Origin of the sequence: Actinoplanes sp. NPDC048796 (assembly GCF_040650035.1) — a bacterium.
In the GTDB taxonomy this organism is placed as follows: Bacteria; Actinomycetota; Actinomycetes; order Mycobacteriales; family Micromonosporaceae; genus Actinoplanes.
Genome location: NZ_JBEZGO010000005.1, coordinates 204476 through 211282, shown reverse-complemented (window position 1 = coordinate 211282; position 6807 = coordinate 204476). Strand labels below are relative to the sequence as shown.

The following is a 6807-nucleotide window of genomic DNA, read 5'->3' as shown; positions in this document are numbered from 1 at the left end:
GCGCGGTTGCCCGACGCGCCCGCCGCGCGGAGGCGTTGACAATCCGCCGCCCGCCGCTTGACGGCTCTTTTGTGGCACCCCCTCCCCTCGGCCTTGCATGGGAGTAGGTAACTGCCAGGTGGTGGGTTGCTGACTGCTGGGCGCGGGGAGAGGTTTGCGGTCACCTTGCGGTGCGGTGGTGGGTGGGGTTCGCTGCCGCGCTGGGGTCGGGGGTGGGATTCGGTCACGCGGGCCTGCTTGGTGGTGGGTTGCGCGGCAATTCCAGGCCGGTTGCGCGGGCTTGGTGGGCAGGTCCAAGAAAAGGGGTTGCGTGGGTCAGGTGATGTTTTCGGGTGTGGGAGTGGTCCGGCGATAGGGGGGATCGCGGGACGGGCGACATTCGACGATCGGTCCGTACCGTCGGGGTTGGTCATCGGCTGTTGGTGAGCTTCGCCGTGGCTTCTGGCGCCGCTGATAGGCGGGAGCCGGCTCAGCTGTCGTCGACCACGCCACCGGTGACGCACGGTGGCGGGGTGGCGGAGGTGCCGCTCACAATTTGCCGACCGTCCAGTACCAGTGACACTGGAGCGCGCAGTTCTGAACGCATCAGCGACGGCACTTTGAAACCGGGCAAGATAGACCCTTCATCGGGTATCTCGGTCGCCTTGACGCGCGCATGAACTGTCCGCAAGTGCGCTAGCTGCACAGCTAGGGTATTCAGTAGGGCGTCGTCGACTCTGTACGAAGCCGTTCCGAAGACAACCATCCGGCGGCTGCGCGATGGCGACGATGCTCGATTCTTGGCACTCGCTGACGAGCGGGAGCCAACGGAGTGGGTCCGCGCGGAGCTGGCATCATCCGCGCCTTTCGTCATCAAAGGAGATTGGATCTGTGGCATACGAATGGGTCGGGCCTGTAGTCACGGGAATCGTGGGTGTCGCCGGTATTGCGGGGACGATCACCGCAGCTCGCATCAGTAGTCGCGTTCAGAGGGAGGCGGCACAGTCCGCCGCTCAACAATCGATCAGACAGGCGCGCCAGATCCTCTACGCCAGGTATCTGCAGGCCGTCGACGATATGCAGGACGCACGCAGGCATGGCGAAGAAGCCGTACTCGCCGCCTCAGGAAAGATGTATTCGCTCGTACCGGAAATAGCGGTTGTTTCTGGCGGATTCATCGCGACGGAAGCTCAAGAGCTGATGACGTGCCTCCTTGCGCTGGACGCCATACCCGACGATCAGGAGGCTTTCAGAATGCTGGACGAAGCCAATACCAGAATTTCTCGAATCGCCTACCTGATGCACATAGACATTGCGGATACTTCCTTGCGCGGCATGTCGGAGCGGGTAGCGTACCTGAAGAATGCCGCGAAGAGGTTCGAGGTCGGTGGCGCCACTTGAAGATGTTGATCAGGGTTGTGAGGTGAAGATCGGTCTCGTTCCGGCCGGCCCTCGGCCGGTTGTGCCCGCGGGGCAGGCGATCGCGGGTGGGTAAGTGGACGTGTTCGTGGGTGGAAAGTCCAACGTGAGAGCGCCGCTGTGTAAGCCCGGCGCCGGATGGTTTCGGCTACGACGTGCTTTCTCGGGCGATTCGACATTCGCGCATCTTCACGACAAGGACACCCGCTATTCAGTTCTTGTACAGAATCAAATGTATTCGCGTCGTGATCCGTTTCGGTGGCAGTGGGGGAGAACGCTTCCTGCGTGGGCGCCGTGAATCGGGTTCATGCGATCGCCTATGCTTCGGCCGTCCAAGTGGCGAGGTGAAAGGTCTTTATCGGTGTCGCAGGTGAGTGCAGGGCGGCGGAAATGGCTTCCGATTTTGATCGGCACGGGCGTCATCGGTGTTCTCGGATGCGTGGGCGGAATCGCTTGGCTGGTCTACACGGCGATAGGTCTCGACCACCTCAGCGATGAAGAGATCCGCGACGGCCGTGCGTGTACCGCGGCCGTGCTGTCGGTCCAGGACACCGGATCCATCATCAACGACGACACGGTCTACGAGTTCGAGCTGCGGGTGCAGCCGTCGGACGGCGCCGGGTACGAGGCCACGGTCCGGGACTCGCTGAACTCTGTCGAGGCTGGTCGGGTCGGCGCCGGAACCACTGAGTTCCGGTGCGTCATCGACCGGAACGACGCTTCCCGTGTCGAGGTGTTCTGGTCCTGAGCGCTAGGTGCGGCGCAGGACTGAGACGACCTTGCCGAGGATCACCGCGTGGTCGCCGTTGATGTTGGCGTAGGACGGGTTTCGGGGTTCGAGGATCACGTGGCCCGCGCGGCGGCGGTAGACCTTGACGGTGGCCTCGTCGTCGATCATGGCGGCTACGATGTCGCCGTTGTAGGCCTCCTGCTGTTGCTTCACGATCACCAGGTCGCCGTCGCAGATGGCGGCGTCGATCATCGAGTCGCCTCGGACGCGGAGGCCGAACAAGGTGCCGCGGCCCACCAGGTCGCGGGGGAGCGGCAGCACCTCGTCGGAAGTCTGCTCGGCCAGGATGGGGGTGCCGGCGGCGATGTCGCCCAGCACCGGCACGCCCACCGTGGTCGGCTCGCTTCGCTGGTGCGGCACCGGCTGCAGGAACATGCGGACGTCGACCGGGCGGGTCGAGCGGCCGCGGCGCAGGAAACCGTACTCCTCCAGGACGCGCAGGTGGCGGCTGACCGTCGAGGTCGAGGCCACGCCGATCGCGTCGGCGATCTCGCGTGTCGAGGGGGAGTAGCCGTGCCGCAGCGCCCACTTCTGGATCACGGAGAGGATCTGGCGTTGCCGCTCGTTCAATGTCGACGTGTCGAGAGCCTCATCCGGTAGCACCCTGTGATCTTGCCTTATCGCCGCCGGGGCCGCGAGGCGGCTCGCCGGGTACCGGGTAGCGGCGCCGGATCCAGGCCTGCTGGGCCAGGCCGAACAGGTTCTGCGTCACCCAGTAGACGATCACCCCGATCGGGAAGATGGCGCCGGAGACCAGCAGGGAGGCCGGTACGCCGTACAGCATGAGCCGTTGAATCAGCCCGTCGCCCTGGACGGCCTGGCGGGTGGACAGGTAGGTCGTGACGATCATGACAGCGATCAGGGCCGCCGTGACCAGCTGGACGGTGAGGCCGGGCGCGCCGAGATGGTGGCTGAAGGTGGCGGCGATGGGCGCGCCGAGCAGCTCGGCGTGCGCGGCGCTGTCGAACTGGGTCTGCGTCCAGCCGTACAGTGTGGCCGTCGTCGACCCCGGCCTGATGTGGCGCAGCACGTGCAGGAGGCCGATGAAGACCGGGAACTGGATCAGCAGGGGCAGGAAACCGGCGAACGGGTTGACCTTCTCGGACCGGTAGAGGTCGGCCACGGCGGCCGGATCGTTCCCCAGCTCCCTGATCCGCGGTTGCAGGGCCTGCAGGGCGCGCTGCGACTTCACCTGCCGCACGGCGAGCGGCAGCAGGAACAGGCGGATGGTCAGGACGAGAAAGACGATGCCCAGAACCCACGGCCAGTCGGGGCTGGACAGCACGCGCTCCCACAGCGCGTGCCAGAACAAGAGCACGGCGGAGATCGCCGAATAGACGGCGGACATGAAGAACTCCTCGAGGGACGACCGGACAGGGTGGAAATCACCGAGCGGCCGTGCGACTCACACGGCCGGGAGCGGCCGTGTCGGTCCTCGAGGGCGGGTACGACCCGGAGCGTCGGGGTCGCGATGGCGGGGCAGGATGCGGGCGGCGCGCTGCCGCAACACCCCGGGCGTGACCAGCGGCTCGCCCACCGGCGAGCGGTGGGTGGCGGCGGCGACGCCCGCCAGCACGGCGACCAGCAGCGCGCCGACGACCAGACCGGCCGGGCCGACGTCGGTCAGCGCGCCGATCAGGTGCCACAGGGCCACCGACCAGATCACGGGGACCACGCTAGCTCGGCGGCGCAACACCCCACTACCGGTTAGCCGGTAGTGGGGAGTCGGGCTGGCCGCGATGTGCGGAACGGTCGCGGTGCCGAGGATGTTCACATGATGCTGGTCAACACGGCCGGTCGCGAGCTGCGCGGCCGACAGCGGGAGCAGCACGAGCTCGACCGCGTGCTGCGGGAGGTGCGGGACGGGCGCAGCCGGGCGCTGGTGCTACGAGGCGAGGCGGGCACGGGCAAGACGGCACTGCTGAAATACCTGGACGGCGAGGCGGAACGCGACGGCGACGTCCGGGTGCTGCGGACCGCCGGGGTCGAGTCGGAGTCGGAGATCGCCTACTCGGCGCTGCAACGGCTGTGCGCGCCGCTGATCGGCGAGCTCGACCGGCTCCCGGAGCCGCAGCGGGCGGCGCTGCGCGTGGCCGTCGGACTGAGCGTGGGGGAGACGCCGGAGCTGCTGGTTCTCGGCATGGCGACGCTGGGGCTGCTCAGCGCCCACGGCCGGCCGGTGGTCGCCCTGGTCGACGACGTGCAGTGGCTCGACCGGCTGTCCGGGCTCATCCTGGCCTTCGTGGCCCGGCGGCTGACCACGGAGCCGGTGGCGCTGGTCTTCGGCGCTCGCGACCCGGCCCCGGAGCCGATCCTCACCGACCTGCCCGAGATCAAGGTCGGCGGGCTGTCCGAGACCGAGGCCGGGGCGCTGCTGGACTCCGTGCTGACCGGGCCGGTCGACGCCCGCGTCCGTGACCGGATTCTGGCCGAGACGCGCGGCAACCCGCTGGCCCTGCTGGAACTGACCAGGGGTCTGTCGGCGGCTGAGCTGGCCTTCGGCTTCGGTGGCGGCGGCGCGGCGCCGCTGGAGGGCCGGGTCGAGGCGGGTTTCCGCCGCCGGATCGTGGCCCTGCCCGCGGCGGCCCGGATGGCGCTGGTCACGGCGGCGGTGGAGCCGGTCGGCGACGTGCTGCTGCTGCGCCGCGCCCTGGACCGGCTCGGTCTCTCCCCGGAGGCGGTGGCGCCGGCCGAGATCGACGGGCTGGTCGAGATCGGTACGGCCGTACGGTTCGCGCATCCGCTGGTCCGCTCGGCGGCCTGGCGGTCGGCCGACGCGGCCGCGCTGCGCGAGGTGCACCGTGCCCTGGCCGAGGCGACCGACGGCGACCGCGACCCGGACCGCCGGGCCTGGCACCGGGCGCACGCCACGGCCGGGCCGGACCAGGAGGTGGCGGCCGAGCTGGAACGGTCGGCGGGCCGGGCCCTGGCGCGCGGCGGACGGTCGGCGGCCGCGGCCTTCCTGGAACGGGCGGCCGAGCTGACCCGCGACCAGCGGCGGCGGGGTGGGCTGCTGGTCGACGCGGCCGTGACGAGGGCGCACGCCGGCTCGTACGCCCAGGTGCCGGACCTGCTGGCGGCGGCGGAGATCGGCCCGCTGAGCGACCTCGACCGGGCCCGCGTGGAACGGCTGCGGGCGCAGGTGGCGTTCGCGGTCACCCACGGCCGCGAGTCCGGCCCGGCGTTGCTGGCGGCCGCGATCCGCCTGCGCGACCTGGACCCGGTGGCCGCCCGTGACACGTTCCTGTCCGCGATCGGCGCGGCCCTCTACGCGGGCCGGCGCGGCCTCGACGACCTGCGCCGAGCCGCCCGCGCCGCCCGCGATGCCGGTGATGCCCGCGCCGCTCGTGATGCCCACGACGCCGGCGCCGCCCGCGATGCGCGCGCCGGCGCCGGCGATTTGCTGGGTGCCGGGTCGGCCCGTCTCGATGCAATTCGCGCCGAGCTCGACGGGCCGAGCTTTCGTGATCTGCTGCTGGCCGGGCTGACGGCGTGGGTTCTCGACGGGCGGGAGGAAGCCCTGCCGCTGCTGGCGCGGGCTCTCGACGCGATGACCGAGCCCGACGACCTGAGCCTGATCTGGCTGGCCTCGCCGGTCGCGCACGAGCTGCACCGGATGGACCTTGCCCACCGGATGAGCGAGCGGGCCGTCGCCTTCGCCCGCGACACCGGTGCGCTCTCGCTCCTGCCGACCGCGCTCGCCCTGCAAGCCCGGAGCCTGATGGACGCCGGTCGCTTCGCCGACGCCGAGCGGCTTCTCGACGAGCTCGAGGCGGCCGTCCGGCACACCGGCGGCGCGGTGACGCAGCCGACCGGCCTGGTGCTGGCCGCCTACCGGGGACATGAACGGGCCGCGCTCGACCTCATCGAGGCACAGCTGCGGGACGCGGACGCTGGGGACGACGGCCGTCGCCACACGATGGCCACGTACGCCAAAGCCGTGCTCTACAACGGACTCGGCGACCACCGGGCCGCGCTGGCGGCCGCCCGGGAGAGCGCCGGCCACCCCGACCTCGGGCTGCACCAGTGGCCGCTGGCCGAACTGGTCGAGGCGGCCGTCCACGCCGGCGACCAGGCGGCCGCGGCCTCGGCCCGCGCGGCGTTGCGGGAGCGGACGGCGGCCGTCGACACCCCGTGGTCGCGGGGCATGCGGGCGCTCGCGGACGGCCTCACCGACGGCGACGAGCAGAGTTTCCGGGTCGCGGTCGAGGAACTGTCGGAGCCGGCGACCGCGCTGGAGGGCCACCGGGCCCGCCTGCTGTTCGGCGAATGGCTGCGCCGGGCCGGCCGCCGGGCCGAGGCCCGGCGGCACCTGCGGACGGCGTACGAGGCCTTCACCGCGATGGGCGCCGCCGGCTTCGCCGAGCGGGCCTGCCGCGAACTGGCCGCCTGCGGCGGAGCCACCATCGTCCGGAAGGTGGCCGACCCCCGTACCGCCGAGAACCTCACCCCGCAGGAGTCGGCGATCGCCGGCCAGGCCGTGCGTGGCCGCACCAACGTCGAGATCGCGGGTTCGCTGTTCCTCAGCCCGCGCACCGTCGAATGGCACCTGCGCAAGATCTACGCGAAGCTCGGCATCGCGTCGCGGCGCGAGCTGACATCCGCGCTGGGCTGAGGCC

The 6807-nt window shown here is 70.5% G+C and carries 6 protein-coding genes; 3 read left to right on the top strand and 3 right to left on the bottom strand.

What is annotated here, in order from left to right:
- Window positions 1–870 precede the first annotated feature (870 nt).
- Both AB0C26_RS22650 and AB0C26_RS22645 read left to right on the top strand, forming a co-directional pair.
- Entirely contained in the window at window positions 871–1380 is a 510-nt protein-coding gene (locus AB0C26_RS22650) for a hypothetical protein (protein WP_360250637.1), read from the top strand.
- Window positions 1381–1837: 457 nt separating this feature from the next.
- Window positions 1838–2146, top strand: a complete 309-nt coding sequence (locus AB0C26_RS22645) for a hypothetical protein (RefSeq protein WP_360250634.1) — start codon at window positions 1838–1840, stop codon at window positions 2144–2146.
- A gap of 3 nt (window positions 2147–2149) precedes the next feature.
- Here AB0C26_RS22645 and lexA read toward each other — a convergent pair whose 3' ends face one another.
- The 3 genes from lexA to AB0C26_RS22630 are packed head-to-tail and all read right to left on the bottom strand — an operon-like array spanning window position 2150 to window position 3854.
- Window positions 2150–2791, bottom strand: coding sequence for a transcriptional repressor LexA (lexA, locus tag AB0C26_RS22640; RefSeq protein ID WP_360250631.1), 642 nt, complete (start codon window positions 2789–2791; stop codon window positions 2150–2152).
- The gene (gene yidC / locus AB0C26_RS22635; RefSeq protein WP_360250628.1) at window positions 2778–3536 is read right to left on the bottom strand and encodes a membrane protein insertase YidC; all 759 of its coding nucleotides are present in this window, start codon (window positions 3534–3536) and stop codon (window positions 2778–2780) included. The genes lexA and yidC overlap by 14 nt, the downstream gene beginning before the upstream one ends.
- A gap of 57 nt (window positions 3537–3593) precedes the next feature.
- Window positions 3594–3854, bottom strand: coding sequence for a DUF6412 domain-containing protein (locus tag AB0C26_RS22630; protein WP_360250625.1), 261 nt, complete (start codon window positions 3852–3854; stop codon window positions 3594–3596).
- A gap of 108 nt (window positions 3855–3962) precedes the next feature.
- On the opposite strand from AB0C26_RS22630, the gene AB0C26_RS22625 reads away from it, so the two are divergent.
- Window positions 3963–6803: a LuxR family transcriptional regulator gene (locus tag AB0C26_RS22625; protein ID WP_360250622.1), complete on the top strand. Its 2841-nt coding sequence runs from the start codon at window positions 3963–3965 to the stop codon at window positions 6801–6803.
- The last annotated feature ends 4 nt before the right edge of the window (window positions 6804–6807 follow it).

Coding starts and splice junctions, on each gene's coding strand:
- yidC (WP_360250628.1), bottom strand. CDS start 3,536: ATGTCCGCCGTCTATTCGGCGATCTCCGCCGTGCTCTTGTTCTGGCAC.
- AB0C26_RS22625 (WP_360250622.1), top strand. CDS start 3,963: ATGATGCTGGTCAACACGGCCGGTCGCGAGCTGCGCGGCCGACAGCGG.